Source organism: Streptomyces sp. NPDC018833, from assembly GCF_044390825.1.
Lineage (GTDB): Bacteria > Actinomycetota > Actinomycetes > Streptomycetales > Streptomycetaceae > Streptomyces.
The window spans coordinates 279,344-305,727 of the sequence record NZ_JBIRZM010000007.1 but is presented as its reverse complement, the minus strand read 5'-3'; the positions used below and the strand labels follow the sequence as shown (position 1 = coordinate 305,727).

The 26,384-nt window shown below is 69.6% G+C and carries 19 protein-coding genes, 6 pseudogenes and 1 riboswitch; of the genes and pseudogenes, 10 read left to right on the top strand and 15 right to left on the bottom strand.

The genetic code is table 11. The annotated features are described in order from the left end of the window. The 6 genes and pseudogenes from ACH5AF_RS17660 to ACH5AF_RS17635 form a co-directional block, all read right to left on the bottom strand. Nucleotides 1-109: pseudogene (locus ACH5AF_RS17660) on the bottom strand (IS982 family transposase); the annotation flags it as partial. Nucleotides 110-167: 58 nt separating this feature from the next. After that, complete coding sequence (locus ACH5AF_RS17655) at nucleotides 168-926, bottom strand: hypothetical protein (protein ID WP_398902534.1); 759 nt, start codon at nucleotides 924-926, stop codon at nucleotides 168-170. A gap of 121 nt (nucleotides 927-1,047) precedes the next feature. Continuing rightward, nucleotides 1,048-1,500 (bottom strand): GNAT family N-acetyltransferase, encoded by a 453-nt coding sequence (locus ACH5AF_RS17650; RefSeq protein ID WP_398902557.1) that lies wholly within the window; start codon nucleotides 1,498-1,500, stop codon nucleotides 1,048-1,050. A gap of 192 nt (nucleotides 1,501-1,692) precedes the next feature. Next, a pseudogene (locus ACH5AF_RS17645) lies at nucleotides 1,693-1,752 on the bottom strand (MarR family transcriptional regulator); the annotation flags it as partial. A 168-nt stretch (nucleotides 1,753-1,920) separates the two neighbouring features. Then, entirely contained in the window at nucleotides 1,921-2,775 is an 855-nt protein-coding gene (locus ACH5AF_RS17640; RefSeq protein ID WP_398902533.1) for a GNAT family N-acetyltransferase, read from the bottom strand. Nucleotides 2,776-2,779: 4 nt separating this feature from the next. Next, nucleotides 2,780-3,324, bottom strand: a pseudogene (locus tag ACH5AF_RS17635) (DUF2269 domain-containing protein). A gap of 892 nt (nucleotides 3,325-4,216) precedes the next feature. Between ACH5AF_RS17635 and ACH5AF_RS17630 the strand changes: the two are divergent. Further along, complete coding sequence (locus ACH5AF_RS17630; protein ID WP_398902556.1) at nucleotides 4,217-5,848, top strand: globin domain-containing protein; 1,632 nt, start codon at nucleotides 4,217-4,219, stop codon at nucleotides 5,846-5,848. Nucleotides 5,849-5,875: 27 nt separating this feature from the next. Here the strand turns inward: ACH5AF_RS17630 and ACH5AF_RS17625 are convergent, their stop codons facing one another. The 4 genes and pseudogenes from ACH5AF_RS17625 to ACH5AF_RS17610 form a co-directional block, all read right to left on the bottom strand. Continuing rightward, nucleotides 5,876-6,355 carry an NUDIX domain-containing protein gene (locus ACH5AF_RS17625; protein ID WP_215182333.1) on the bottom strand — a complete coding sequence of 160 codons (480 nt, stop codon included), beginning with the start codon at nucleotides 6,353-6,355 and terminating at the stop codon, nucleotides 5,876-5,878. Between the two features lie 62 nt (nucleotides 6,356-6,417). After that, a pseudogene (locus ACH5AF_RS17620) lies at nucleotides 6,418-6,654 on the bottom strand (LysR substrate-binding domain-containing protein); the annotation flags it as partial. A 180-nt stretch (nucleotides 6,655-6,834) separates the two neighbouring features. Beyond that, the gene (locus tag ACH5AF_RS17615; protein ID WP_398902532.1) at nucleotides 6,835-7,998 is read right to left on the bottom strand and encodes a cystathionine gamma-lyase; all 1,164 of its coding nucleotides are present in this window, start codon (nucleotides 7,996-7,998) and stop codon (nucleotides 6,835-6,837) included. Between the two features lie 51 nt (nucleotides 7,999-8,049). Continuing rightward, nucleotides 8,050-8,427: a phage holin family protein gene (locus ACH5AF_RS17610; protein ID WP_398902531.1), complete on the bottom strand. Its 378-nt coding sequence runs from the start codon at nucleotides 8,425-8,427 to the stop codon at nucleotides 8,050-8,052. A 47-nt stretch (nucleotides 8,428-8,474) separates the two neighbouring features. Between ACH5AF_RS17610 and ACH5AF_RS17605 the strand changes: the two genes are divergently transcribed. The 4 genes and pseudogenes from ACH5AF_RS17605 to ACH5AF_RS17590 all read left to right on the top strand — a co-directional run bounded on the left by ACH5AF_RS17605 (nucleotide 8,475) and on the right by ACH5AF_RS17590 (nucleotide 10,742). Continuing rightward, the gene (locus ACH5AF_RS17605) at nucleotides 8,475-8,792 is read left to right on the top strand and encodes a cupin domain-containing protein (RefSeq protein ID WP_398902530.1); all 318 of its coding nucleotides are present in this window, start codon (nucleotides 8,475-8,477) and stop codon (nucleotides 8,790-8,792) included. 128 nt (nucleotides 8,793-8,920) lie between these two features. After that, on the top strand, nucleotides 8,921-9,136 hold the full coding sequence (locus tag ACH5AF_RS17600) for a DUF5326 family protein (RefSeq protein WP_398902529.1): 216 nt from the start codon (nucleotides 8,921-8,923) through the stop codon (nucleotides 9,134-9,136). Between the two features lie 259 nt (nucleotides 9,137-9,395). Beyond that, nucleotides 9,396-10,165: pseudogene (locus ACH5AF_RS17595) on the top strand (IclR family transcriptional regulator). Between the two features lie 142 nt (nucleotides 10,166-10,307). Further along, entirely contained in the window at nucleotides 10,308-10,742 is a 435-nt protein-coding gene (locus ACH5AF_RS17590) for an SsgA family sporulation/cell division regulator (RefSeq protein ID WP_398902528.1), read from the top strand. A gap of 69 nt (nucleotides 10,743-10,811) precedes the next feature. Here the strand turns inward: ACH5AF_RS17590 and ACH5AF_RS17585 are convergent, their stop codons facing one another. Further along, entirely contained in the window at nucleotides 10,812-12,140 is a 1,329-nt protein-coding gene (locus ACH5AF_RS17585) for a YibE/F family protein (RefSeq protein ID WP_398902527.1), read from the bottom strand. A gap of 71 nt (nucleotides 12,141-12,211) precedes the next feature. Beyond that, nucleotides 12,212-12,344: riboswitch (TPP riboswitch) on the top strand. Here ACH5AF_RS17585 and thiC point away from each other — a divergent pair. Beyond that, on the top strand, nucleotides 12,337-14,112 hold the full coding sequence (gene thiC / locus ACH5AF_RS17580; RefSeq protein WP_398902526.1) for a phosphomethylpyrimidine synthase ThiC: 1,776 nt from the start codon (nucleotides 12,337-12,339) through the stop codon (nucleotides 14,110-14,112). (Overlaps the previous riboswitch by 8 nt.) An 86-nt stretch (nucleotides 14,113-14,198) precedes the next feature. Here thiC and ACH5AF_RS17575 read toward each other — a convergent pair whose 3' ends face one another. The 3 genes from ACH5AF_RS17575 to ACH5AF_RS17565 all read right to left on the bottom strand — a co-directional run bounded on the left by ACH5AF_RS17575 (nucleotide 14,199) and on the right by ACH5AF_RS17565 (nucleotide 17,542). Next, nucleotides 14,199-15,023, bottom strand: a complete 825-nt coding sequence (locus ACH5AF_RS17575; RefSeq protein WP_398902525.1) for a hypothetical protein — start codon at nucleotides 15,021-15,023, stop codon at nucleotides 14,199-14,201. A gap of 148 nt (nucleotides 15,024-15,171) precedes the next feature. Next, entirely contained in the window at nucleotides 15,172-16,269 is a 1,098-nt protein-coding gene (locus tag ACH5AF_RS17570; RefSeq protein ID WP_398902555.1) for a metallophosphoesterase, read from the bottom strand. Nucleotides 16,270-16,429: 160 nt separating this feature from the next. Then, nucleotides 16,430-17,542: a LacI family DNA-binding transcriptional regulator gene (locus tag ACH5AF_RS17565; RefSeq protein ID WP_398902524.1), complete on the bottom strand. Its 1,113-nt coding sequence runs from the start codon at nucleotides 17,540-17,542 to the stop codon at nucleotides 16,430-16,432. Nucleotides 17,543-17,897: 355 nt separating this feature from the next. On the opposite strand from ACH5AF_RS17565, the gene hisC reads away from it, so the two are divergent. After that, nucleotides 17,898-18,977 carry a histidinol-phosphate transaminase gene (gene hisC / locus ACH5AF_RS17560; protein WP_398902523.1) on the top strand — a complete coding sequence of 360 codons (1,080 nt, stop codon included), beginning with the start codon at nucleotides 17,898-17,900 and terminating at the stop codon, nucleotides 18,975-18,977. 155 nt (nucleotides 18,978-19,132) lie between these two features. Here the strand turns inward: hisC and ACH5AF_RS17555 are convergent. Continuing rightward, a pseudogene (locus tag ACH5AF_RS17555) lies at nucleotides 19,133-19,541 on the bottom strand (cyclophilin-like family protein). Nucleotides 19,542-19,739: 198 nt separating this feature from the next. On the opposite strand from ACH5AF_RS17555, the gene ACH5AF_RS17550 reads away from it, so the two are divergent. The 3 genes from ACH5AF_RS17550 to cydD are packed head-to-tail and all read left to right on the top strand — an operon-like array spanning nucleotide 19,740 to nucleotide 25,860. Then, nucleotides 19,740-21,245, top strand: a complete 1,506-nt coding sequence (locus ACH5AF_RS17550) for a cytochrome ubiquinol oxidase subunit I (protein ID WP_398902554.1) — start codon at nucleotides 19,740-19,742, stop codon at nucleotides 21,243-21,245. Nucleotides 21,246-21,285: 40 nt separating this feature from the next. Continuing rightward, a complete protein-coding gene (gene cydB, locus ACH5AF_RS17545; RefSeq protein WP_398902522.1) occupies nucleotides 21,286-22,287 on the top strand; it encodes a cytochrome d ubiquinol oxidase subunit II in 1,002 nt (333 codons plus the stop codon). Nucleotides 22,288-22,302: 15 nt separating this feature from the next. Further along, on the top strand, nucleotides 22,303-25,860 hold the full coding sequence (cydD, locus tag ACH5AF_RS17540; RefSeq protein ID WP_398902521.1) for a thiol reductant ABC exporter subunit CydD: 3,558 nt from the start codon (nucleotides 22,303-22,305) through the stop codon (nucleotides 25,858-25,860). Nucleotides 25,861-26,384 lie beyond the last annotated feature (524 nt).

The window sequence follows — 26,384 nt, the reverse complement described above, 5'->3', positions numbered from 1 at the left end:
GGGTAATCCCCACCGCCGGCCGCCACGGCGCGAGATGCGGTGAGTCCTTCAGCAGGTCGTCGGTCTTCACATAGAGTGCGGTGGCGAGGGAGTCCAACTCTGTCTTCACACACTGACGTTGGGCTCCCTCACCTCATGCGCGCAGCCGATCCCTTGGAATCGATCATCTAGGCCGGAGGAGGCTCCGGATGCGCGGCGCGGACCGGAGCGTTGAGGGCGTTGGCCAAGGCCTGGGCCTGGTCCGGAGTGATACCGAGGGCAAGCGGTACCTGGCGGGGACTGTACTGGGACGAGCACACGGCCACCGGGTTGTCGCCCTTCACAGTCCACCGCGGTCCGTCGAACGGGTCCTGCACACCCAGCAGGGACGCGGCCAAGTCGCTGGCCTCATCTGGGCGTATCCCACAGCAGGACAGCGCACGCGCGACGGTGTCACGGGCCTCGCCCGGCATGTCGGCATCGCCGAGCATCGGCAGCAGGAGCAGGAGGCGTTCGGATTCTTCGGACAAACCTTCGCTGCCGTCCCGCGCGCCGGCGGCGAGAGTGATGAGTTCCGTCCAGGACAGCCCGGGGCCGGCCTCGTCCACGCCGCACTGGCCGAGGTAGCCGAGTCGCCCCCACTCGGGGTGTCGGACGAAGAAGTCGACGTTGCTTGCGTCTTCGAAGTTGGCATACACGACATAGGCCGTGTGTCCGCCGTCGAAGCAGACCCGCAAGACAGGCCAAGGTCGGTCGGGATCACTGAGGCGATCCACCATGGCCTCGTAAGCCGAGGGGTCAATCCCGTATCGGTCCACCTGCTCGCTCGGATCACCCATCGTCAGCAGGACATGGGCAAGCCAGAAGGCGGGTTCTCGCGCGAGATCCTCGCCCGCAACCAGCTCGCAGTCCTCCAGGTACTCCGGGATGCGTACGGCGGCGCTCATGAGCCGAGATTATGGAACACCACCGGGAGGAGCCTTCGGACGGGTCGTGTTCCTGAAGGAGCAAGCAGCTGCCGACCTGCGCACGCACGGGGCCGCACGGTGAACGAGGTTAGAACTCAAGTCAGAGATTGAGCTTGAACCCGACGTGGGAAGGCTCGAAACCGAGGCGCTGGTAGAAGCGATGGGTATCGGTCCGGGTGGCGTCCGACGTGAGCTGCACCAGCCGGCAGCCCAGGCTGCGGGACTCCTCCACGGCCCACTCGATGAGCTGCGTGCCCAGCCCGCTGCCGCGCTCGTCGGCGTGGATCCGGACTGCCTCGATGATCGAGCGGGTGGTGCCGCGCCGGGAGAGGCCGGGGATGATCGTCAGCTGCAGTGTGCCGACGATCCGACCGTCGCGTACGGCGACGGTCGGGTACTGGTTGGGGTCGGCGGCCAGCCGCTCGAACGCCGCCGTGTACGGCGAGAGGTCGTCAGGTGATTCACGCTGGGCGCCGAGCGGGTCGTCGGCGAGCAGAGACACGATCGCCGGGATGTCGTCGGCGGCCGCGGGGCGTATGTGCAGATCGCTCATGATCCGCAGACTACTCGGGGACCCGCAGCTCTTCGACGGTCTTGACGAGAGGGACGAGCTGAGGGTTGCTGTGTCATTGGTGGGCCGGGCCTCGGTCAGCAGCGCCAGGCCGGCCTCCGTGACATCGGTGTAGATGCCTCGGCGATCGGTGTCGCACAGATAGCGGGTCAGCAGACCGCGGTCCTCAAGCCGCGTGACCAGCCGGGTCGTCGCGCTCTGGCTGAGGACGACCGCGTCGGCGACCTGCTTCATCTGCAGATGTCCGCCGGGACAAGCAGGCCGCCGCCGAGGCGACGGCCGACGACCGCGTGGCCCAGCTCGTCCACTGAGGACTGGTCCATCGAGGAGTCTCCCGGCCGCCTGCCGGTACCGCGGTGGACGGACGCGGAAAACCTCGCGGCCGGCTGGGGGATCGGGCCCTCAGCCCGCCGCGACTGTCAGCGGTGCGAATCGGCGGGTCCAGTCGCCCGGCAGCGCGGGGACGGCGTAGGTCATCACCGTGTTGAAGGCGATCGGTTCAAGGCCCTGTGACTTCACCCAGGCGAGCAGTTCCTCGTGGCGCACGTCGATGTCGGTGCGCAGCGGACGGTCCGTGTTCGACGCCAGGGAGGTGATCAGGGCCTTCGCCGTCTCGGTGTCCTTGGCGATGAGAGGGCCGACGACATGCGTGACCATGTTCGGCCAGGCGGCCGCGTACCCCGTCAGTACGCCGTCCTGTTCGGCCACCAGGAGCTGGTCGGCGAAGGCCGGCAGGCGAGTGATCATGTGGGTGCGGTCCACGCCGAAGACCTCGGCGTCCAGTCGCACCACCACGGCCATGTCCTCCGCCGTCGCCGGTCGGATCGCCACCCCGGTCGCCGGCTCCGTGGCGGTGAAGTGGCCCCGGACCATCTCCGCCCGGCCGGTGGCGGCGAAGCCCAGCTCTTCGTACAGCGGCTGCCCGTTGGGCGTGGCATGAAGGGTCAGGGGAGTGTCCCCGGCCTCTGCCAGGACATGCTTCATCAGCCGGCGCCCGACTCCCTGACGCGCGAACCGCTCAGCGACCAGCACCATGCCGATCGCCGCGAGCCTGGTGCCGTAAGACGTCAGGATGCAAGCGGCCACCAGTCCCTTGCCCGTCGGATCGTCGATCCCGTACCCCGTGCCGGCGGTCAGCAGCAGGCCCCATTTGTGATCCTCGCGTGGCCAGCCGCGGTCTTCCGAGAGATCGGCACAGGAGACGAGGTCGTCGATGGTCAGACGCCTGATGGGCAGCTCGGAGAGCGGAGTCGGCATGGGGTCAGGCTGTCTGACGAGCTGATCGCCCGTCCACCGATTTGGGTGAGGAGACCGCGACCCGCAGACGGCGGCCGCGCCGGGTGAGCCCCCATGGCTTGAGCACGGAGACCACGGTCATGAAGAGGTAGGCGGTCAGTGACACGGGGGGCCCATGACGAGATCCCGTAGGTCCACGACCACGGCGCCCGAAGCGACGCTGTCGGCGGCGCCGTTGACGCCCGGCCGCGGAGTGAAGACGGAAGCGGTGACGGTCGCCAGCGCCAGCCATAACTTGATGGCGATCCACCAGTGCCGTGTAAGGCCCCACTTCGTGCCGAGTGACAGAACGAGGCCGCTGAACAGCGTGAGGAAGGCGACGGGCAGAAGCAACCAGTCCGTAAAGACCTTCATGGAGCGGTAGGAGGCCTCGACCGCCGGGGCGGAGCCCGTGGTCCAGGCGGTGAGTGCAAGCGCGAGCAGACCGAGGGTGAGCCCGAGCCAGCCCGCGGATGCGGCGACATGGACGACGAGGATTCCCCGGCGGGCGGGGCGCTTGAGTGGTTTCACGTGAAACACGGTGCCGGGCAGAAGGGCGGCCGGTCGTCCGACAGTGGGAGTAAGTGTCGGTACTTGCGTCGGCGTACACGGGTGAACGGCAGGGATGCCGGACATTGCGACGGTGAAGATCACGGACCAGGTCTGTGCAGAGTTCGGGGTTGGCCTGGACGGGTGTCATGCATACGGTGGTTCCATGTCGGACGCGGAGGTCCTCAGCTGTGCCCACAGCGGTGATGGCGCATGCCGACCACCCTTTGCTCGAGCCGATCATGAGGCAGCTGTAGGCGCACCGTCTTCGCGAGGCCCGGGAAAGGCCCGAGCGCACGAGCAGTTCAGGAGCTCGGCACGATCCGGTGCGGGCACATGAAGCAAGGAAGCCTAATGCGAAAAGGGGTTGGGCTGCCCGGACTTTCGGCTCTTTGTGCCGATCCGGGGAATCGGCTGCCATGCTGCGACAGCGGGCGTTCGGGCAGAGTCTTCATCGGAGGTAAGTCGTCCTGATGCACAGCACGGCCGCGGCGGCGATGAGTCGGCGGCGATGCTGAGACAGCGCAGGTAAGTGCGGCACGTTCCGCGGGACGGACGTGCGTGAACCGACCGAGAGATGTTCGAGGCGAGGCACACCATGGAAGCTCGGGCCACCACGTCGTCCGACAACGGAGCGTCAGGCGAAGGCGGCGGAGGCGATTGGTTCACGCCTCGCCGGAAGCCGGCCCGGCCTGGCGGGACATCCGGGGCCGAAGGTTCGGACGATCGCTCGGAGACCGGCCAAGGTGGGCACGGGGGCCAGAGCGGCCGGACAGAGGGCAGCGAGCAAGGCCGCCCAGCGGCGATGCCGACGCGGTCCGTGTCGGCGATACGCCCGGTCGGTTCCGGCTCATCGCGCCGCAACCGACCGCAGCTGTCCGTCGTACGCGACATCCCGACGACATCCGGCCCCGACCCCGACCCCGAGGCGGCACAGGCGGAGCGGCCGACCGCTGCCGCAGAACGAGACGCCCCCGCCGAACCGGCCGCCCGGGAGGCGGTCGCGGACACGGCCGCCGGTCCCTCCGCCTCTGACCGCGACGCCCCGGCCGCTCCGAGCACTCCGGCCGCTCCGGGCGGCGCAGCTGAGGCCGCGTCGCCCGAGCACACCAAGCCTCTCCCGGGCCACGAGCCGACCGCACGGGCGCCCCACGCCCACGCCGAAACGGCTGGGCCCTCGGTGCCCCACCCGCGCGGCAGCAGCCCCCGGCCGAGGGAGACGGAGTTCCCCGGCCCGTCCCATGGCACCCCGGAACATGGTGAGAGCCCGTTCTCGGGCCGGCCGCAGAGCGCCCCCGAGGCATCGGGCCCGTCCCATGGCACTTCCGAACCCCGCGAGACCCCACCCTCCGAACCGAGCGGTGCCGCCGCGCCGTCCGCGTCTCCCGCATCCCCTGACGCGGTCCTGGTGCGGCGGACCATGGCCGAGATCGGACCCGTGGCCGACCGGGTCACCTCGTACTTCTACGCCCTGCTCTTCGTCCGTCACCCCGAGCTGCGATCCCTGTTCCCTGTCGCCATGGACTCCCAGCGCGACCGGCTGCTCAAGGCACTGCTGACCGCGGCCGAGCACATGGACAACGCGGCGGTGCTGACCGACTACCTGCGCCATCTCGGCCGGGGCCACCGCAAGTACGGCACGCAGCCCGCGCACTATCCGGCCGTCGGCGAGGCCCTGGTCGGGGCACTGACGAAGTACGCCACGACCACCTGGGACGCCGAGACCGAGGCCGCCTGGATCCGTACCTACACCACGATCTCGCAGATCATGATCGACGCGGCGGCCGAGGACGAGCAGCACGCGCCCGCGTGGTGGGACGCCGAAGTCGTCTCGCACGAACTGCGGACCCCGGACATCGCGATCGTCACGGTCCGCCCCGACCAGCCGTACAAGTTCCTCGCGGGGCAGTACGCGAGTCTGGAGACGCCCTGGTGGCCAAGGATCTGGCGGCACTACTCGTTCGCCGGTGCGCCCCGGGCCGACGGGCTGCTGTCCTTCCACATCAAGGCAGTGCCGGCAGGCTGGGTCTCCAACGCCCTGGTGCACCACGCCCGCCCCGGTGACGTCCTGCGGCTCGGTCCGCCCGCGGGGTCGATGACGGTCGACCACACCACCGACAACGGTCTCCTCTGCCTCGGCGGCGGCACCGGCATAGCGCCCATCAAGGCGCTCGTGGAGGATGTGGCCACCCACGGCGAGCGGCGCACGGTCGAGGTCTTCTACGGGGCGCGCTCCGACCACGACCTGTACGACATCGACACCATGCTCAGGCTGCAGCAGGCGCACCCCTGGCTGTCGGTCCGCCCGGTGGTCGACGACCAGGCGCAGTTCCCGTCGGCGGTGCGGGATCTCGGCCGGTACGGGCCGTGGCACGGGTTCGACGCCTACCTCTCGGGGCCGCCCGGCATGATCCGCAGCGGTGTGCACGCCCTGCGCGGGATCGGGATTCCGTTCGACCGGATCCGGCACGACGCCTTGGAGGAGCTCGTGGCGGCGGCCGACTAGGAGCCGCTCGGGTGCCCGCCGCCGGCGTCAGCCCAGGTCGGGGGCATGCATCGCGCGTACGCCTTCGATGTTGCCGTCCAGGTAGTGGCGCAGGGACAGCGGCACGAGATGGACGGCGGCGATCCCGACCCTGCTGAAGGGGACCCGCACGATCTCGTACTCCCCGCAGGGCTCGTCGATCTCCGGGCCGTGCCGCAGGGAGGGGTCCATGGATTCCAGGCGGCAGACGAAGAAGTGCTGCACCTTCACGCCGGTCACGCCACCGTCGGCGATGTGCTCGACCGTGTCGACGAAACAGGGCACCACATCGGTGATCTTGGCGCCGAGTTCCTCGTGGACCTCACGGTGGAGGGCGTCGACGACGGTGGCGTCCTCCGGCTCGACCCCGCCGCCGGGCGTGAGCCAGTAGGGGTCGACACCGGGCTTGGTGCGCTTGATCAGGACGAGGTCGTTCCCGTCGAGCAGAATGGCACGTGCGGTGCGCTTGACCACTGGTCGTTCGGTCATGGCAAGAGAGTGGCCCAAGTCGCGGCTTCTGAAACTCCCGGGGCCCTTCCTGTGTCCGCGTCTCACCAGCCTTCCGGGGCGCGCAGCAGCTCCTCGTGCGCCCGTGCCACATGGGGGAGGGCGAGGGTCCCGGTGCGGATGACGAGGAAGTACGCGCGCAGCGGCGGGACGGGCGGGTCGAGGAGAGCGACGACGCGGCCCTGTCGCAGCGCTTCCTCGCACAGGTAGCGCGGCAGCACGGCGAGTCCCGCGCCGGAGACCGTGGCTTCCAGGACGGCGCGCAGATCGGGTGTGAATAAGTCGATAGACCGCTGTCGCTACTGTGATTCGACACTGACTCAGAGTCAACTAGCCTTGCTCGCATGGCTCTTCGCGCGTAGGAGCCAGGACGGTCCGAGCCGCGAGGGGGAGGCTCGGACCGTTCGAAGGAGCTGCCCGGTCACCCGCGGCCCTTGTCGGTGCCCTCGTGCGGAGTGCCGTCAGCGCCGGCCCGCGGTCGGTGCCGGCTCGGCTGCCTCAGCGGCCTCGTCGAGGGCGCGCAGCACGTCGGCCACCAGGTCCTCCGCGTCCTCCGCGCCGGCGGAGAAGCGCACGAAGCCCTCGGGGACGGCGTCCCCGCCCCACCGCCCCCGCCGCTCGGCCGTGGAGCGCACGCCGCCGAAGCTGGTGGCATCGTCGACGAGCCGCAGCCCGTCCAGGAAGCGCTCCGCGTGCTCCCGGTCGGGCAGGACGAAGGAGACCACGCACCCGAAGCGCCGCATCTGCCGGGACGCGATCGGGTGCGAGGGGTCGGTGGGCAGTCCCGGGTAGCGCAGACCGGTCACCTCCGGCCGTTCGACCAGGGCCCGCGCGAGCGCCAGGGCGTTCGCGCACTGCCGGTCGGCCCGCAGCTGCAGGGTGGCGAGCGAGCGGTGCGCGAGCCACGCCTCCATCGGCCCGGGAATCGCGCCGACGATCTTCCGCCAGCGCCGCACGCCCGCCGCGAGTGCGGTGTCGCGGCAGGTCACATGACCGAGCAGGATGTCGCCGTGCCCCGTCATGCCCTTGGTGTCGCTGGCCACCGAGAAGTCGGCGCCGAGGTCCAGGGGCCGCTGTCCGAGCGGGGTGGCGAGCGTGTTGTCGACGGCGACGAGCGCGCCCGCCGCGTGCGCGGCCTCGGCCAGGCGTCGCACGTCGCACACGTCGAGACCCGGATTGGACGGCGTCTCGATCCACAGCAGCCGTGCCCCGTCGAGGACGGACAGCTGTGCGTCGCCGCCGGTCGGGGCGGTGCGCACCTCGATGCCGTAGGCCTCGAGCTGCTCGCGCACCAGAGGCAGTGCCTGGTAGCCGTCGTCGGGCAGGACAACCGCGTCACCGGACCGCAGCTGCGACATGAGCACGGCGGAGATCGCGGCCATCCCGGAGGAGAAGGAGACTGTCTCGACGGCCTCCCCCGGTGCCTCCAGCTCCCCGATCGCGCGCTCCAGATGCGTCCAGGTCGGGTTCTCGTCGCGGCCGTATGTGTAGGGGCCGGTGGGTTCACCGGGCAGATGGAAGTGGGCCGCGAAGACGGGACCGGGCAGGGTCGGTTCGTACTTCACCGGATCGGGCAGCCCCGCCCGTACCGCTCGCGTGCCGTCTCCTCGGGGAGTACCGGTCATACCGCTTGCTCCTCAACCATGTGTGCTGCGACATCGATCCTCACGCCGCGCTCAGTCCTTGTCGGGCAGGACGACGTTCAGCGCCCACGAGACGACGGAGATGATGAGACCGCCCAGCACGGCCGTCCAGAAGCCCTCGACGTGGAAGTTCAGATCCAGCGCGTCGGCGAGCCACGAGGTGAGCAGCAGCATCAGCGCGTTGACGACCAGGGTGATCAGGCCGAGCGTGAGGATGAACAACGGCAGCGTGAGCAGCTTCACCACCGGCTTGACCAGGAAGTTCACCAGGCCGAAGATCAGCGCCACCAGGATCAGTGTCCACGCCTTCTTGCCGGTGCTGTCACCGGTGAGGGTGATGTCCTGCAGGAGCCAGATGGCCACCAGTAGAGCTGCCGCATTGGCGATCGTCTTGACTAGGAAATTCATCATGTGTCTGATCGTGGCAGACGTGTCGGAACAAGGGCAGGGGCGGGCGGATGAAGGCATTCCGACTGGACGAGCTGGAAGCGGAACGCGCCGCGAACGACGGTGCGTATCTGCAGTTCCTGCGTGAGCGGAACATGTCGGTCGGCCTGTACGCGCTGGACGCCGGCCAGGTCGATCCGCAGCTGCCCCACAACCAGGACGAGGTGTACTTCGTGGTCAGCGGCCGGGCCTCGATCACGGTGGGCATGGAGACGACCCAGGTCGGGCGGGGCAGCGTCGTCTATGTGCCGGCGGAGGTGCCACACAAGTTCCACCACATCAGCGAGGATCTGCGGGTCATGGTGGTCTTCTCTCCCCCGGAGAGCTGAGCCGGCCACCGCGCGGTCCCTAGGGGTTCACTCAGGGGACTTCAAGGGCTCTCAGGTCCCCGCACACCATGGTCCGCCGCCTAGCATCGACAGCACGCAGTCGGAGAAACGAGGTAGGGACGATGGCCGTGCGGCAGATATTCGCGAGGATGCCGTGGTGGGTGAAGTGGATCGCGGTGCCTGTCATCGCCCTGGCCGTGTTCGGCGGTCTCATCACCAGCATCATCGGCTTCGTGATCGAAGTGCTCTTCAAGGTGCTGCTGTTCGTCGCGCTGGTCGGTGGACTGATCTTCCTCGTACGGAAGTTCATGACGTCCTCCAGCTCCTCGAGCAAGGACTGGTGAGCGGCGGCCGGAGGCCCGTTAGCCCGGCCGGGGGGACGGCCCGGACAGAGCCCGCCGCCGGCCGTGGCTGCCATGAGAGTGGCAGCCCTCTGCCGCCCCTCGGGAAATCCTGCGCACCGGTGCGTTGATCAGCGCTCCAAGATGTCCCGGGACTGATCGGCTGTTCAGGCCGGCTGTTCAGGCCCGGGGGTGCGGCGGCCGCGCGGGGGCGGCCCCCGCGGGCGGGCGCGCTGCCCGTCACCACGCCTGGGGGTGACCTTTGGCCGGGGCTACGAACGCCGCTGTCCCTACCCTGATCGGCTCGGTGCAGCGTGCGTTGAGGCTGCTGGAGGCGGCGGGTGCACACGAGGACGGAGCCCCCGCGAAGCAGCTCGCGCGTGAGACGGGCATTGCACTGCCCACCGTCTATCACCTGCTGCGCACACTGACGCACGAGGACTATCTCCGCCGCGACAAAGGCGTGTTCACGCTCGGGGACGCGGTCGGCCGTCTGGCCAGGCGTGGACGTGTGCACATTCGTCGCAGCACGATCGAGGACTCCCTGACGCACTGGCGGGACGCGATCGGCGCCGCCGTCTACTTCGCCGTCCACCGCGAGGGTGAAATCGAGCTCGTCGCCGTGGCGGGCACTCCGTACGCCCCGGCCGCTCAGGAATGGGCCGACTTCCGTGAGACGGGGCACGCCCACGCGATCGGGCAGTGCCTGCTCAGCCAGCTCGACGAGGAGGCCCGCCGCGACCACCTCGACCGCCACCCGGTGCAGCGGGTGACGCCCTACTCGGTCCGTGACCGGGACGCGCTGCTGGAGCGGCGGGGCTCCCTCGGGCGTGTGGAGCCGGTCGTCGAGCGTCAGGAGTACGCCGTCGGCACAGTCCGCGCGGCCATCCGATCACTGCGGGTGACATAGCTGCGACGATGGCCATTTCCCTCCCTGTGCACCAAGAGGTCAGGCTCGGCCCGGCAGTTGAACAACTGCGGGCCGGGGTAGGCAGCCTGTTGGCGGCGCTTGCGTTCTCCATCAGTATCTGAAATATCACTCCTTGTGATCTGCTGGCGCTTCCACCACGATGGCGTCCTGAAGGCCAAGAGAGCCGGCAGCGATCGTTCCTGGCCGTTTCCTTCATGTCGTCAGCACGGTTCATTCATTGCTTCATCTACTGCGAGGTACGTGATGCGCGAGTCGGTCCAGGCCGAGGTTCTGATGAGTTTCCTCGTCTCCCAAGAGCTCTCCTTCCGGATCCCGGTGGAGCTGCACTACGAGACTTCGGACCCTTATGCGGTGCGGATGACCTTCCACCTTCCCGGTGACGCGCCCGTGACCTGGGCTTTCGGCCGGGAACTGCTGCTCGACGGGATCAATGCGCCGAGTGGGGACGGTGATGTGCACATCGCGCCGACCCGGCCGGAGGCGCTGTCGGACGTTCACATCCGACTGCGCGTCGGGAGCGACTCCGCGCTGTTCCGTGTCGGTGCTCCGCCGCTCGTCGCCTTCCTGGACCGTACGGACAGGCTGGTTCCGCTCGGTCAGGAGCTCGCGCTCGGTGATTTCGAGGTCAGTCTGGAGGAGGCGCTCGGGCGTATCCTCGCCGAGGAGAACGCCGGTTGAGGGCACCGGTCCCCGCCGGCCCACACCTGGAGCTGTCGGGTTACTCCCGCGGCGTGTGCCCGGTGCCCGTCACTTCTTGCGGCGCCTGCCCCGGGTGCCGCGCGCGGAGGCGGCCGCCCCGGTGGCGGGACGGCCCGGCCGGTCCGCCGAGACGACCAGGGCGGCGAGCACGGTGGTCACCGGTACGGAGGCGACGAGGCCGATCGAGCCCACCAGGGTTCGTACGATCTCCTCCGCCACCAGCTCGCTGGTGGCCACGGTGCCCACGCTGGACTGGGCGATCGAGAAGAGCAGCAGCAGCGGCAGTGCCGCGCCCGCGTAGGCGAGCACGAGGGTGTTGACGACCGAGGCGATGTGGTCGCGGCCGATCCGGATGGCGGAGCGGTAGAGGGCGCGCGGCCCCATGTCCGGGTCGGCCTGGTGCAGTTCCCAGACCGCAGAGGTCTGCGTCACCGTGACGTCGTCGAGCACGCCGAGCGAGCCGATGATGACTCCGGCGAGCAGCAGGCCGCTCATGTCGATGTTCGGGTAGAGGCCCTTGATCAGGCCGGTGTTGTCGTCGGTGTTGCCGCTGAGGCTGGCCCAGCCGATGAACAGCGAGCCGAGCAGAGCGATGAGCAGCAGCGAGATCAGCGTGCCCAGCACGGCGACAGAGGTCCGCGCGGTGATGCCGTGGCACAAGTAGAGCGCGATGAGCATGATCGCGCTCGCCCCGACCACCGCGACGATCAGCGGATTCGAACCCTGCAGGATCGCGGGCAGGATGAACAGTGTCAGCACGGCGAACGAGACGGCGAGCGCGATCAGCGCCATCACGCCGCGCATCCGCCCCACCAGGACGACCACCAGGGCGAAGATGCCCGCCAGCAGGGCCATCGGGAACTCGCGGTCCACATCGGTCACCGAGTACTGCAGATCGCGAGGCGCGTCCGGGGCGTACGCCACCACGACGCCCTGACCCTCCCGCAGTTGCCGTGGCGCGTCGGGCTGGACGATCTCGACGAAGGTGCGGCCCTTGTCCTTGCCGGTGATGACCTCGATGGTGGCCTTTCCGCAGTCGCCCCGCTGCGCGTTGACCGCCTCACGTCCCTCGGGCGTTGAGGTGTCGCCGGTCGGCGGCACCTGGCCGGCGTTGACGTCCTTGCAGTCGACCTTCTCGACGCTCACCACCCTGCCCTGCTCGGTCTGGCGGTCGAAGCCCACGCCGGAGCGCTCATGACCGGGCGTCCCGCCCGGCCACATCACGGCAAGTCCGACGAGGACGGCCGTCGCGAAGGGGATCAGCACCGCCGCAATGACCTTGCGGAGGTGCTGTGAGACGGGCGCGGCGGGCCCATGACTGTGCACGTGAGCGGTGGCGGGGCCCTGCGGATCGGGACGTTGCGGTGATGAGGTCACCTCCAGATCATCGCAAGAACGAGAGGGGGCCTCTGTTCAGCACGCCAGACATGACGCTAGCGTGGTGGCACCTTTGCACACGCGGGAGCTCGGAGCACCGGGCTGAGAGGGCGCTGACCTCCGTACATCTGTATGGGACAGCTGCGCCGACCGCCGAACCTGTTACCGGGTAATGCCGGCGTAGGGAGTAGGTCTCATGACCGTATCGGACGCACGCACGCCTGCCTCGAACCAGAACGACGAGGCCGGGAAGTCCATCGGCTGGCACAAGGGATATGTCGAGGGCTCGCGCCCCGACCTCCGGGTGCCGGTGCGCAAGGTGCACCTCACCAACGGCAAGGACGTGACGTTGTACGACACGTCGGGGCCTTACACGGATCCCGGCGTCGAGACCGACGTACGGCGCGGCCTGCCACCGCTGCGGGAGAGCTGGATCATCGGGCGCGGCGACACCGAGGAGTATGCGGGCCGACCGGTCCGGCCCGAGGACGACGGGATCAAGCACACGTCGCCGCGCGGGGGACTGCGCAACCTCGACGCCGTCTTCCCCGGCCGCCCGCGCCAGCCGCGCCGGGGCCGGGACGGGCAGGCGGTGACGCAGCTGGCGTACGCCCGCCGGGGCGAGATCACGCCGGAGATGGAGTACGTCGCCATCCGCGAGAACGTCTCGCCCGAGGTGGTGCGGGAGGAGATCGCGGCGGGCCGGGCCGTCCTGCCGGCCAACGTCAACCACCCCGAGATCGAGCCGATGATCATCGGCAAGCGGTTCCTGGTGAAGGTCAACGCCAACATCGGCAACTCCGCGGTCACCTCCTCCATCGAGGAGGAGGTGGAGAAGATGACCTGGGCCACCCGCTGGGGCGCCGACACGGTCATGGACCTGTCGACGGGCCGCAACATCCACACCACCCGCGAGTGGGTCCTGCGCAACTCCCCCGTGCCGATCGGCACCGTGCCCCTCTACCAGGCGCTGGAGAAGGTCGACGGCAAGGCCGAGGAGCTGACCTGGGAGGTCTACAAGGACACGGTCATCGAGCAGGCCGAGCAGGGCGTCGACTACATGACGGTGCACGCCGGTGTGCTGCTGCGGTACGTCCCGCTGACCGCGCGCCGGAAGACGGGCATCGTCTCGCGCGGCGGCTCGATCATGGCGGCGTGGTGCCTGGCGCACCACAAGGAGTCGTTCCTGTACGAGAACTTCGAGGAGCTCTGCGAGATCCTCGCCGCGTACGACGTGACGTACTCGCTCGGGGACGGCCTGCGGCCCGGGTCGATCGCGGACGCCAACGACGAGGCGCAGTTCGCGGAGCTGCGCACGCTGGGTGAGCTCAACCGGATCGCCAAGCGGCACAACGTGCAGACCATGATCGAGGGCCCGGGCCATGTCCCGATGCACAAGATCAAGGAGAACATCGACCTCCAGCAGGAGATCTGCGAGGAGGCGCCGTTCTACACGCTCGGCCCGCTGACGACCGACGTGGCCCCGGCGTACGACCACATCACCTCGGGCATCGGCGCGGCGATGATCGCGTGGTGGGGCACGGCCATGCTCTGCTACGTGACGCCCAAGGAGCACCTGGGCCTGCCCAACCGCGACGATGTGAAGACCGGCGTGATCACCTACAAGATCGCGGCCCATGCGGCGGACCTGGCCAAGGGCCACCCGGGCGCCCAGGAGTGGGACGACGCGCTGTCCGACGCCCGCTTCGAGTTCCGGTGGGAGGACCAGTTCAACCTGGCGCTCGACCCGGACACGGCACGGGAGTTCCACGACGAGACGCTGCCGGCCGAGCCTGCGAAGACCGCCCACTTCTGCTCGATGTGCGGTCCGAAGTTCTGCTCGATGAAGATCTCCCAGGACATCCGCCGTCAGCACGGCGACAGTCAGGAGGACATCGAGGTGGGCATGGCGGAGAAGTCCAGGGAGTTCGCCGCGGCGGGCAACCGGGTCTATCTGCCGATCGCGGACTGATCGTCCGGCGTCTCAGTGTCCCCCGGCACACGCTCCGGGGGACGCCGGCGTTTCAGGGTGGTGTCGGTGAGCACGCGCGCCGCCGGTCAGTCCGGTTGGTGTTCGGGGCCGCCGAAGTCGGGGCTGGAGAAGTCCGGGCTGGTGAAGGTCGGACGCCGGCCCGAGACCCGTCCCTCGGCGGGGCTGGAGAAGTCCGGTCCGCTGTAGCCGATCTTCGGGATACGGCTCACGGGGTGCGGGGGATCGGCGGGTGACGCCGTGGTGGCCGGTTCAGTCAGAGCAGCGCGCAGGAAGGGGAGGATGCCCCGTTCCCGCAGGGCCTCGCACCAGGCATCCTTGGCGATCCGGACCTCGTCCGGGAGGTCGTCCGCCGGCCGGCCGTCCGCGACATGGCTGGCGCCGTTGCGCAGCGCGGTCAGCAGCAGGGCGACGGCCGCCATCAGGATGGCGGCGGCCGTGATCGCCCCGAAGACCCATCCGGTGCGGACCAGCGTGTCGGCGAAGGACGGGGTGGGGCTCACCATCTTGACGAGGTAGCCGACGATCAGGAAGATCGCCGCGGCCGTGCCCGCGAGGAGCGGCGCCAGGACGGTGACGACGGCCGCGAATCCGGCACCCGTCTCGGCCGCCTCGCCGACCGGGGGCGCGAGCACGGGGCCGCGCTCGGCAGCGGCGGGCGCGCGCATCTCCGCGCGGACCTTCACATAGTGCTCGTACTCGGCGGCGGCGGAAGTGGTGATCAGCGCCGTCGCGTTGAGGGCCATGGTGCGCAGCTGTTCCGTGCTCAGGCGACGCGCTTCCACGGCGGCCGGATCCAGACGGTCGCGGGCGTCGCGCAGTGCGTCGTCGAGGACTCGCTCGAACTCGGCGCGGTCCTCGTTCAGCAGGTGCGGAGCGCTGTTCATGTGCATCCCCCGATGCTCCGTAGGGCCGGATCGCCCGAGGATGCCGGGCAGTTGGGCGGAAACGGAGGAGAGCCTGCTACGGATAAGCCGATGGTAGAGCGGTTACGGCACGGCGTGACAGGGGATTTGAGTAAATCGCATGCCGCCGACCGGGTCAGCCCGGCAACGGGAGTCGCTGGACGAGAAGCTTTCCGGCCATGGTCACTCCACCGTCCATGGCGATGGCCAGGTTGTCCGCGTACACATGCGGGCCTTCGACGACCGGGCGTTCACCGTCCTCGCCGTCCTCGGTGCCGACCTCGCCGAGCAGGTACGGGATCGGGCTGTGGCCGTGCACCACGCGCTTGCCGCCGTATGCGGACAGCAGTTCCCGCACCGCCTGCGGGCCGCCCTCGTCGCGGAAGGCGAAGCGCTTGGTGAACTTGCGGAAGAGGTCCCAGCACTCGTCGGCGTCGTTACGGGTGAGGATCGCGTGTACGGCGTCGTTGACGTCCTCGATGGTCGAGCCGTATTCGAGGTAGGCGGTGGTGTCGGAGTGGAGCAGCAGATGGCTGTCCTCCTCCACGATCGCGTCCAGCCGGGCCATCCACTGCAGATGGACCTCCTGAAGGCGGTCCATGTCGTACTTCTGGCCGCCGTTGAGAAGCCATGCCGCCTGGAAGGTGGCGGTACCCGCCCCGGAGTTGACGGGGGTGTCCCCGAAGCGCTTGGCGCCGATCAGCAGCAGCTCGTGATTGCCCATGAGCGCCTTGCAGTAGCCGCCGGCGGCCGCGGCTTCGGCGGACAGCCGCATGACGAGGTCGATGACGCCGATGCCGTCGGGGCCGCGGTCGGTGAAGTCGCCGAGGAACCAGAGCCGGGCGTTGCCCGCGGACCAACGGCCCTCGGAGTCGATGAGGCCCTTCTCGGTGAGCGCGGCGAGGAGTTCGTCGAGGTAGCCGTGGACGTCGCCGACGACGTAGAGCGGACCGAGGCCGTCGGGTGCCGGGCGGTCGTCCACGGCGACCGTGACCTGCACGGTGTCGCCCGGTCCGCCGCGGGTGATCACGGGAAGGTCGCGTGCGGTGGGGGTGTAGCCCTCCGGCGGCTCGCCCTCGGGGAACGCGTTGCCGGGGTGGCCGGATCGGCCGGGGTCCACGGACTGCGACTGAACGGGAACCTGCGCGTACGGCGGAACGCGGAAATCGCGCAGCGTTGCCGTCCGCACCACGGGTCCTTGACCGGCCCCCTGAGTCATCGACCCCTCCACCACCGTCGCGCCGCCGTTCACCTCTCGGCCCAGCCTGGTCGGGGTGGTCCGCGGTGTCGTTCGCCCATCATAGGAATGAGCCCGGCGGTGTGTGACGCACCAGGGGTGGTGAATCCTTCCGCACCCCCGGTTCATCGGCCTTTTCGCCCCACAATGGGTTGGTCTAGTCCTTCGCCGGGGACCGTGGCGCGCTGACCGTGGTGCGCGGAGGGCGGCGCTGCGAGGACGTCCTGACGATCAGTTCGGTCGGTATCACCTGCTCGACCGGCCGGTCCTCGTCGATTCCCTCGATGGCGTCGATCAGGAGCTGGACCACGGCCGTGCCGATCCGGCGGGGTTTGAGCGAGAGGGTGGTGATCGGCGGTTCCGTGGTGGCGTACACGGTGGACTCGCTGCAGCACACGAGCAGCAGGTCGTCGGGGACACGCAGACCGTAGCGCCGTGCCGCGGCCAGCAGATCGGTGCCGTTGGGGTCGAAGAGGCCGTAGACGGCGTCGGGCCGGTCGGGCCGGGCAAGCAGGCGGTCGGCGGCGACGGCGCCCGCGCACGGGTCGTGTGCGGGGTAGGACTCGTAGACCGGATCCTGGCGGACGCGTTCGCACCAGTTGAGGTACGCGGTGGTCGACAGCCGGGTGTAGGTGTCGGTGGTGGTGCCCGTGAGCAGGCCGATCCGGCGGGCGCCGGCGGCGGCGAGATGGTCGAGCAGGTCCAGTACGGCGGCTTCGTGGTCGTTGTCGACCCAGGCGGTGACCGGGAGTGTGCCGGCGGGGCGTCCGTCGGACACGACGGGCAGGCCCTGGCGCACCAGCTCGGTCACGACGGGGTCGTGGTCGGAGGGGTCGATGACGACGGTGCCGTCGAGTGCGACGTTCGACCAGACGTCATGGCGGGAGGTGGAGGGGAGGATGACGAGGGCGTAGCCGCGGGCGAGCGCGGCGGAGGTCGCGGCTCTCGCCATCTCCGCGAAGTACGCGAATTCCGTGAAGGTGAAGGGTTCGTCCCCGTACGTCGTCACGGTCAGGCCGATTAAGCCCGATTTCCCGGTTCTCAGCGTGCGGGCCGCGGCGGAAGGGCGGTAGCCCAGCCGGTCGGCGACCTCGCGGACGTGCCGGCGGGTGGCGTCCGGAAGCCGGCCCTTCCCGTTGAGCGCGTCGGAGACAGTCGTGATGGAGACTCCGGCTGCGGCGGCGACGTCCCGGATGCCCGCTCTGCCTTGCCGACTGCCTCGGCGGGATGTGTCCGTCCGGCTCACCTGGTGCTTCCCTGCTGCTGTCATGGCGAGCCGATAGTAGGGCTCGCGCGGTGGGTCTGGCCGGTCGCATATGCAGGCGTTGACAGGCACGTTTCTGCATGATCATTAATGCTCAAACCTCATAGAAATCCAGGGAGTTGGGACTACTTGGCTCGATGTATCGGTTATCCGGCCGCATGGGCCTGTCGGGGGGCCCATGTTGCGAAGAGGTCTCAACTCACCATTACGAGGGACGCGCGCCACGGCGTGAGCCACCGGCGCGCGCCAGGTCGGAGCGCTCCCCCTTTCCTTGGCTGCGGCCATTCGCAGCAGCCGGGAATCCTCATAAGGTGAGGAGTATTGGTGCGGTACCCACATGGATGATCGAGGAGGACCTGCGGTGAGCGAGAAGAGCCCCAAGCTGCGCGCCGAGCTGGACGGCATTCCCACCTACAAGCCGGGTAAGCCCGCGGCGGCCGGCGGCCCGGTCGCCTTCAAGCTCTCCTCCAACGAGAATCCTTATCCGCCGCTGCCCGGTGTCATGGAGACCGCCGTGGCCGCGGCGCAGAATTTCAATCGCTACCCCGACATGGCCTGTACCGGCCTTGTCAATGAGCTGGCCGAGCGGTTCGGGGTGCCCGCGTCCCATGTGGCGACCGGCACCGGCTCGGTGGGCGTCGCCCAGTCGCTGCTCCAGTCCACCTCGGGCTCCGGCGACGAGGTGATCTACGCATGGCGCTCCTTCGAGGCGTACCCCATCATCACGCAGATCAGCGGGGCGAGGTCCGTGCAGGTGCCGCTGACCCCGGGTGATGTACACGATCTGGACGCGATGGCGGACGCCATCACCGACCGGACCCGGCTGATCTTCGTCTGCAACCCCAACAACCCGACCGGCACCGTGGTGCGCCGGGCGCAGCTGGAGCGCTTCCTGGACCGGGTGCCGTCGGATGTGCTGGTGGTGCTGGACGAGGCATACCGCGAGTTCATCCGCGACGCGGACGTCCCCGACGGCATCGAGATCTACCGCGACCGCCCCAATGTGGCGGTGTTGCGTACCTTCTCGAAGGCGTACGGCCTCGCCGGGCTGAGGGTGGGTTTCGCGATCGCCCATGAGCCGGTGGCCGCCGCCCTGCGCAAGACGGCGGTGCCGTTCGGCGTCTCGCAGCTCGCGCAGGATGCGGCGGTGGCCTCGCTGCGGGCGGAGGACGAGCTGCTGGGGCGGGTCGGGTCGCTGGTGTGCGAGCGCAACCGGATCCACGATGCCCTGGTCAAGCAAGGCTGGATCGTCCCGGAGACGCAGGCGAACTTCGTGTGGCTGCGCCTCGGTGAGCGCACGATCGACTTCGCGGCCGCCTGTGAGAAGGCGGGCGTCGTGGTGCGGCCGTTCGCAGGCGAGGGCGTGCGGGTGACCATCGGCGAGTGCGAGGCCAACGACCTGTTCCTGCACACAGCGGAGGCCTTCCGCGCGTCTCTCTGAAGCGGCTGCGTCCCTGTTGACCGGTTCGTCTGACCCTGCTCCTCTCTTCCGGACCGGCTTTCTTCCGGACCGGCTCCTTCCGGACCGGCTCCTTTCGGACGGGTGCTTCCGGACGGGTCCCCTCCCGACCGGCTTGGGACCTACCCGTGCCGGCGTCAGGCCCGGTCGGGGGTGACCAGCTCCACGCGGATCGGGTCTCCGGCGCGTACGGACGCGAGCCGGCGCGGGTCGCCGTCGATGCGTCCGAGGATGTTGCACGGGCTCGCGAGGCGGCACTCTCCCCCGAACACCGTTCGGGGGGACCCCAGCCGCGGGAGATCGGCGTCGGACCGTGGGGCAGGGCCAGGGCGTCGCCGTCGGTCCAGAAGGCGACCGTGCCCGGCTCCACGCCCTGGCGGGCGTCCGGTTCCGGGCCGCGGGAGACGGGTGTCTCGAAATAGACCTCTTCCCCCAGATCAGTGCCGTGGCGGAGAACGGCAGAACCCTCATGAGCGCCTTGCTCGTGGGGGTTTCGTCGATCGAGGCGGTCAGCTGACCGGTCGGCCATGAGATGCGTATCCGCATCCCCTGAATTCAACAATGTGTTGAAAATTTTGAGAAGAGGGCGCCTGGAGGGACCCCGGTGAGAGCTACGGATTTCGTTTCGGCCATAATGGCTTGTGAATGTGAACGCGTTCACAAGCTCGCCTGGTTTGGTCCTTCATGAGAGGGAATGGCGGGTGACCCGGTGACCACGCCGATGTAAGGAGAGACGACGTGGACCTGAACCTGGCGCTGGCGCCCGAGACCCTGGCGCGCTGGCAGTTCGGCATCACCACCGTCTACCACTTCCTCTTCGTGCCCCTCACGATCTCGCTCGCCGCGCTCACGGCCGGCCTGCAGACGGCCTGGGTCCGCACGGAGAAGGAGAAGTACCTCAGAGCCACCAAGTTTTGGGGCAAGCTGTTCCTGATCAACATAGCCATGGGCGTGGTGACCGGAATCGTGCAGGAGTTCCAGTTCGGCATGAACTGGTCCGACTACTCGCGCTTCGTCGGTGACATCTTCGGTGCGCCGCTCGCCTTCGAGGCACTGATCGCGTTCTTCTTCGAATCGACGTTCATCGGCCTGTGGATCTTCGGGTGGGACAAGCTGCCCAAGAAGATCCATCTGGCGTGCATCTGGATGGTCTCGATCGGCACGCTGCTGTCGGCGTACTTCATCCTCGCGGCCAACTCCTGGATGCAGCACCCCGTCGGCTACCGGATCAACGAGGAGAAGGGCCGCGCCGAGCTGACCGACTTCTGGGCGGTCCTGACCCAGAACACCACGCTCAACCAGGTCTTCCACAGCTTCTCGGCTGCCTTCCTGACAGGCGGGGCCTTCTTGGTCGGCATCGCCGCCTTCCACCTGATGCGCAAGAAGCACATCCCGGTGATGCGGACCTCGCTCCGGCTCGGCCTGGTCACCCTGGCGGTCGGCGGCGTGCTCACCGCGGTCAGCGGGGACACCCTCGGCAAGGTCATGTACGAGCAGCAGCCGATGAAGATGGCCGCCGCCGAGGCATTGTGGGACGGCGAGGAGCCGGCGCCCTTCTCCGTGTTCGCCTATGGGGACGTCGACAAGGGGCACAACAAGGTCGCCCTGGAGATACCCGGGCTGCTGTCCTTCCTCGCCCACAGCGACTTCGACTCGTACGTGCCCGGCATCAACGACACCAACAAGGCGCTGCAGGAGAAGTTCGGCCCTGGTGACTACAAGCCCATCGTCCCCGTCGCCTACTGGGGCTTCCGCTGGATGATCGGCTTCGGTATGGCCTCCTTCTCCCTCGGTCTGCTGGGGCTGTGGCTGACACGGAGGAAGTTCCTGCTGCCGGCCGCCCTGCGGACCGCGGAGGACGAGGTGCCGCACCTGGTACTCCTGCGAAAGCCGCTCGGGACAAGGCTCACCCGGCTGTACTGGCTCCTGGCGCTCTGGACGACGGGGTTCCCGCTGATCGCCAACTCCTGGGGCTGGATCTTCACCGAGATGGGCCGGCAGCCCTGGGTCGTCTATGGCGTGATGCAGACCCGGGACGCGGTCTCCCCCGGTGTGTCACAGGCGGAGGTCATCACCTCGATGTCCGTCTTCACCCTGCTCTACGCGGTGCTCGCCGTGATCGAGGTCAGGCTGCTCGTGAAGTACGTCAAGGCGGGGCCGCCCGAACTGACGGAGGCCGACCTCAACCCGCCCACCCGGATCGGCGGCGACGACCGCGACGCCGACCGGCCGATGGCCTTCTCGTACTGAGACCGCCCTCGTACTGAGACCGCTGAGGAGCTGTTGAGGCATGGAACTCCACAACGTCTGGTTCGTACTCATCGCCGTTCTGTGGATCGGCTACTTCTTCCTGGAGGGATTCGACTTCGGAGTCGGTGTCCTGACGAAATTGCTCGCCCGGGACCGGGCCGAGCGGCGAGTGCTGATCAACACCATCGGGCCCGTCTGGGACGGCAACGAGGTGTGGCTGCTGACCGCGGCCGGCGCGACCTTCGCCGCCTTCCCCGACTGGTACGCCACCCTGTTCTCCGGCTTCTATCTGCCGCTGCTTCTCATCCTGGTGTGCCTGATCGTGCGCGGCGTGGCCTTCGAGTACCGGCACAAGCGGGACGAGGAGCGCTGGCAGACCAACTGGGAACACGCGATCTTCTGGACGTCGTTGCTGCCTGCCGTGCTGTGGGGTGTGACGTTCGGCAACATCGTGCACGGGGTCGAGATCGACGAGCACAAGGAATACGTGGGCGGATTCCTCGATCTGCTCAATCCGTATGCCCTCCTGGGCGGGCTCGTGACGCTCGCACTGTTCACCTTCCACGGCACGGTCTTCGCCGCGCTGAAGACGGTGGGGGACATCCGGGTACGGGCCAGGGCCCTGGCGCTGAAGCTGGGACCGGTCACGGCCGCTCTGGCCCTGGGCTTCCTGGCGTGGACGCAGGCGTCGCGCGGTGACATGAGCAGTCTGATCACCATGGCGATCGCCGTGGCCGCGCTGGTCGGTGCGGTCGTCGCCATCAAGGCCGGGGGCGAGGGCTGGTCCTTCGCTCTGTCGGGAGTGACCGTCGCGGCGGCCGTGGCGATGCTGTTCCTGACGCTCTTCCCGAACGTCATGCCCTCCACGCTGGACGACGCCTGGAGCCTGACCGTCACGAACGCCTCGTCGAGCCCGTACACCTTGAAGATCATGACCTGGCTGGCGGCGGTCGCCACCCCGCTGGTGCTGCTCTACCAGGGCTGGACGTACTGGGTGTTCCGCAAACGGATCGGCACGCAGCACTTGGCCGACTCGCACTAGCGAGGGATGTTTCACGTGAAACCGATCGACCCGCGCCTCCTGCGGTACGCCCGCGCCACGCGCCTGTTCCTTGCCGTGGTGGTCTTCCTCGGCCTCGTCGGTGCGCTGCTCGTCATCACGCAGGCGATGCTCGTCGCCGAGGTGGTGGTCGGGGCCTTCCAGCGGGGGCTGACCGTGCCGGGGCTTTCGATGCCGCTGGTGCTGCTGGCGGCTGTGGCGGCCGGCCGGGCACTCGTCGCCTGGCTGACCGAACTGGCAGCCCACCGGGCGAGTGCGGCGGTCAAGTCCGAGCTGCGCGGCCGCCTGTTGGCGAGGGCGGCCGAACTGGGTCCCGGCCGGGTGGCAGGTGCCGTCCCGGCCGGGGCCGGCACCGGGGCTCTGGTGACGCTGGCGACACGCGGCATCGACGCGCTGGACGACTACTTCTCGCGTTACCTTCCGCAGTTGGGGCTCGCGGTCGTGGTCCCGGTGGCGGTGCTGGCCCGGATCGTGACCGAGGACTGGGTGTCCGCGGCGATCATCGTGGTGACGCTGCCGCTGATCCCGCTCTTCATGGTGCTCATCGGCTGGGCCACTCAGTCCCGGATGGACCGTCAGTGGCAGCTGCTGTCCCGGCTCTCCGGACACTTCCTGGACGTCGTGGCCGGCCTGCCGACGCTCAAGGTGTTCGGCCGGGCGAAGGCCCAGGCAGAGTCGATCCGGTCGATCACCACGCAGTACCGGCAGGCGACGGTCCGCACGCTGCGGATCGCGTTCCTGTCGTCCTTCGCGCTCGAATTGCTGTCGACGCTGTCAGTGGCGCTGGTGGCCGTCAGCATCGGCATGCGTCTGGTTCACGGTGAACTCGATCTGTACACGGGTCTGGTGATCTTGGTCCTCGCCCCCGAGGCCTATCTGCCGCTGCGCCAGGTCGGCGCGCAGTACCACGCGGCGGCCGAGGGGCTCGCGGCCGCCGAGGAGATCTTCGAGGTGCTGGGCACCGAGCCGAGGCGCACCGGCGGCGGGCGGGTCCCCGACGAGCTCCGGCTGGAGTTCGACCGGGTGACCGTACGCCGTCCGGGACGCGGCGAGGCCGCTCCCTCCTCGGCCTCACTGGTGGTGGAGCCCGGGGAGACGGTGGCCCTGGTCGGGGAGAGCGGCGCCGGGAAGTCGACGCTGCTCGATGTGCTGATGGGGTTCGTGGAACCGGCTGAAGGACAGGTGCGGATCGGCGGCACCGATCTCACTGCCATCGACTCGGGGCTCTGGCGGCAGCAGATCGCCTGGGTGCCGCAGCGCCCGTACCTCTTCGCCGGGACGATCGCGGACAACGTACGGCTGGCCCGACCGGACGCGGACGACGCTTCGGTGCGCGCCGCGCTGCGGGAGGCGGGGGCGTACGACTTCGTCGCCGCGCTTCCCCAAGGCGAGGAGACGGTGCTCGGTGAGGACGGCTCGGGGTTGTCCGCGGGGCAGCGGCAACGGCTCGCGCTCGCGCGGGCGTTCCTCGCCGACCGGCCGGTGCTGCTGCTCGACGAGCCGACCGCCGCGCTCGACGGCGCGACGGAGGAGGGCATCGTCGAGGCCGTGGGCCGGCTGGCACAGGGGCGCACGGTCCTGCTGGTCGTGCACCGCCCGGCACTGCTGGCCGTGGCGGACCGGGTGGTCACACTCACCCGCGCCGACTCCGCACCCGCTCGGACGCCCGGCCCCGCCGCCGCCCCGGTGCGGGCGGCCGCGGCGGTCCGGCCGGAGGAGTGCGTCGATGGGGAGCCGTCCGGTGCGCGGGCTTCCGCCTCCGGTGGCGTACGGTCCGAGCTGCTACGGGTCCGTGCGGCAGCGGACGGACTGCGCGGCCGGCTCGCCCTGGCGCTGCTGCTCGGCAGTCTCGCCCTCGGATCGGCGGTCGGACTGATGGCCGTCTCGGGATGGCTGATCTCCCGGGCGTCCGAACAACCGCCGGTGCTGTACCTGATGGTCGCCGTGACGGCGACCCGGGCCTTCGGCATCGGGCGGGCCGTCTTCCGCTACGCGGAGCGGCTCGTCTCCCACGACGCGGTGCTGCGCATGCTGGCCGAGACACGGGTCGCGGTCTACCGCAGGCTGGAGCGGATCGCGCCCGCAGGGCTGCGCCGGACCCGGCGCGGGGACCTGCTCTCGCGGCTGGTCGCCGATGTGGACGCACTCCAGGACTACTGGCTGCGCTGGATGCTCCCCGCGGGAGCGGCCGTCGTCGTCGGCGCGGCCTCCGTCGCCTTCACCGCCTGGCTGCTGCCCGAAGCGGGCGCCGTCCTCGCCGCCGGCCTGCTGGCCGCTGGTGTCGGCGTGCCGCTGCTCAGCGGATCCGTCGCCCGGCGGGCCGAGCGGCAGCTCGCGCCCGCACGTGGGGCACTCGCCACCACGGTGACCGACCTGCTGCGGGGAACGGCCGAACTGACCGTCGCCGGGGCACTGCCGCGGCGGCTGGAGACGGCACGTGACGCGGACCGGAAGCTGACCCGCATCGCCGCGCGGGGAGCGGCCGCCACGGCGCTCGGCGGCGGGCTCTCCTCGCTGATCTGCGGCCTGACGGTGGTGGGCGCCGCGCTCGTCGGCATCCAGGCGGTGCACGACGGCCGGCTCACCGGCGTCTGCCTGGCCGTCGTCGTCCTCACGCCGCTCGCCGCCTTCGAGACGGTCACCGGACTGCCGCTCGCCGTGCAGTACCGCCGACGGGTGGAGCGCAGTGCCGAGAGGGTGCACGAAGTGCTGGACGCGCCCGTGCCCGTCCACGAGCCGCGGCACCCGGCGGCGCCGCCCGCCACCGCCTTTCCGCTGGAACTGCACGGGATCGGTGCCCGGTACGGCGGCCAGGAGGCGGACGCCCTGAGCGGCGTCGACCTGACGCTCACGGCGGGCAGGCGGGTGGCCGTCGTCGGCGCGTCCGGGTCGGGGAAGACCACACTCGCCCAGGTGCTGCTCCGTTTCCTCGACGCGGGCTCGGGGACGTACACCCTCGGCGGTGTTCCCGCGGAGGCCCTGGACGGTGATGCGGTACGGCGTTTCGTGGGCCTCTGCGCGCAGGACGCCCATCTCTTCGACAGCTCACTGCGCGAGAACCTGCGCCTGGCACGGCCGGAGGCCACGGAGGACGACCTCAGGCGGGCGCTGGCCGGGGCGCGGCTGCTGGACTGGGCCGACGCGCTGCCCGAAGGGCTCGACACGCTCGTCGGCGAGCACGGTGCCCGGCTCTCCGGCGGTCAGCGGCAGCGGCTCGCCCTGGCGCGGGCTCTGCTCGCGGACTTCCCGGTGCTCGTCCTGGACGAGCCGGCCGAGCATCTCGACCTGGCGACCGCCGACGCGCTCACCGCCGACCTGCTGGCAGCGGCGGAGAAGCGGAGCGGTGCGGGCCCGGCGACCGTGCTGATCACCCATCGCCTGCGTGGTCTTGAAGCCGTCGACGAGGTCGTGGTGCTGGAGGAAGGGCGCGTCGTGCAGCGGGGCCGGTATGACGAACTCGCGCTGATCGAAGGGCCGCTGCGGTCGATGCTGGAGCGGGAGACGGCCACCGACGCCCACAGCGCCCGACTTTCCGCCTCAGGCATGGCTCATTAGCGTCAACTCATGCAGCGTCCTCGCCCGCAGGGCCGTTTGATCCCGCGGCCCGGCGACGCGCGGCCTCCAGGCCCTGTCACCGAACTCACCGCTCGTGTGCCGCAGCTCCTGGAGGCCGTGCGCTCGATCGGTGCGCCATCCCGACGGCCGGCGAGGCCTGTTCCGCGATCCCGTCCCCGTGCGGCCGGCCGCCCCGCCGTCCCTCCCGCGCAGGGACCGGACCGTCCCCGCGACGCTCCGGCGCGGACGTCCCCGGACGTCCCGATCCGGGGCAGGTCGTTGGATGCCGGATGCCGGTGCAGCCGGCGGCGTGATCTGGGCGGCAGGCCGAGTCGCCGGGCGGATCGAGCGGCAGCGGATCGGGCATCCGTCAGGACTGGCGCGGGCACGACCGGGGTTGGGGACGCGCGGCTGAAGGGCTCCTGGCGACGGCCGGGCACCCGCGCAGGCCCGTTCGGCGGGTGGTCGTAGCCCGAGCTGCGGTGACTGCTGGGCCAGGCGGGCGTACAAACCGCACCATTGCC

Bases quoted from the DNA above. Each gene is read 5' to 3' on its own strand.
- ACH5AF_RS17655 (WP_398902534.1), bottom strand. From the start codon at position 926: ATGAGCGCCGCCGTACGCATCCCGGAGTACCTGGAGGACTGCGAGCTG.
- ACH5AF_RS17650 (WP_398902557.1), bottom strand. From the start codon at position 1,500: ATGAGCGATCTGCACATACGCCCCGCGGCCGCCGACGACATCCCGGCG.
- ACH5AF_RS17640 (WP_398902533.1), bottom strand. From the start codon at position 2,775: ATGCCGACTCCGCTCTCCGAGCTGCCCATCAGGCGTCTGACCATCGAC.
- ACH5AF_RS17625 (WP_215182333.1), bottom strand. From the start codon at position 6,355: ATGACCGAACGACCAGTGGTCAAGCGCACCGCACGTGCCATTCTGCTC.
- ACH5AF_RS17615 (WP_398902532.1), bottom strand. From the start codon at position 7,998: ATGACCGGTACTCCCCGAGGAGACGGCACGCGAGCGGTACGGGCGGGG.
- ACH5AF_RS17610 (WP_398902531.1), bottom strand. From the start codon at position 8,427: ATGATGAATTTCCTAGTCAAGACGATCGCCAATGCGGCAGCTCTACTG.
- ACH5AF_RS17605 (WP_398902530.1), top strand. From the start codon at position 8,475: ATGAAGGCATTCCGACTGGACGAGCTGGAAGCGGAACGCGCCGCGAAC.
- ACH5AF_RS17590 (WP_398902528.1), top strand. From the start codon at position 10,308: ATGCGCGAGTCGGTCCAGGCCGAGGTTCTGATGAGTTTCCTCGTCTCC.
- thiC (WP_398902526.1), top strand. From the start codon at position 12,337: ATGACCGTATCGGACGCACGCACGCCTGCCTCGAACCAGAACGACGAG.
- ACH5AF_RS17575 (WP_398902525.1), bottom strand. From the start codon at position 15,023: ATGCACATGAACAGCGCTCCGCACCTGCTGAACGAGGACCGCGCCGAG.
- ACH5AF_RS17565 (WP_398902524.1), bottom strand. From the start codon at position 17,542: ATGACAGCAGCAGGGAAGCACCAGGTGAGCCGGACGGACACATCCCGC.
- cydB (WP_398902522.1), top strand. From the start codon at position 21,286: ATGGAACTCCACAACGTCTGGTTCGTACTCATCGCCGTTCTGTGGATC.